The sequence below is a fragment of the Oleiphilus sp. HI0080 genome (assembly GCF_001635135.1).
Map to the genome: position 1 here is coordinate 1 of NZ_LWFU01000232.1, position 638 is coordinate 638.

1 protein-coding gene is annotated in these 638 nt (G+C 45.3%); it reads right to left on the minus strand.

What is annotated here, in order from left to right; genetic code table 11:
• Positions 1 to 208: 208 nt before the first annotated feature.
• On the minus strand, positions 209 to 436 hold the full coding sequence (tusA, locus tag A3751_RS02515; protein ID WP_068451712.1) for a sulfurtransferase TusA: 228 nt from the start codon (positions 434 to 436) through the stop codon (positions 209 to 211).
• Between the last annotated feature and the right edge of the window lie 202 nt (positions 437 to 638).

The window sequence follows — 638 nt, forward strand, 5'->3', positions numbered from 1 at the left end:
GCGGCGGGCAAGGTCGGACAATATACGTATACTTCAATCATCTTTACCGCAGCCATAGGGTGGGCATTTTGGGGGGAAGTAATTACGTTGGCGATCTTTCTCGGGTCAAGCTGCATCATTATTGCAGGCATCATCAATGTAAAGTCGAAATGAAATATGCCCTTGCCCATCCAGGCGACTCCTAGTGACAAGGGCAACCTGGTGATGATTAAACGCGCTGAATAAAGTAAACGAAAAGATCGCCTTCTTCTTCTTGAGCTAACAATGTATGCCCCAGAAAGCGACAAAATTGCGGGATGTCTCGGGTTGTAGACGGGTCTGTCGCCAACACTTTTAGTATTTCTCCAGATTCCATATCGGGCATTTTTTCATGCAGCATCATGACGGGCTCTGGGCAAAGCAGACCTGTTGCATCAAGTTCTTGATTGAATTCCATATTCGAGTATCTACGCTATGATTAACAGTGATTATTTTAACTGTTAGCTATACGGAAGTAAGTATGATTCGAGTCATTATCGAGCGGCGCATTGCCGAAACTCTAGAAAAAAATTATGAAACCGCAGCACTAGAGATACTTTCTGCATCTGTGCGCGCCCCAGGATTCATTTCAGGCGAGTCGTTGTGCGACCTTGACAATC

Excerpts from the sequence above, each read along its gene's own strand:
- tusA (WP_068451712.1), bottom strand. The coding sequence starts at position 436 with ATGGAATTCAATCAAGAACTTGATGCAACAGGTCTGCTTTGCCCAGAG.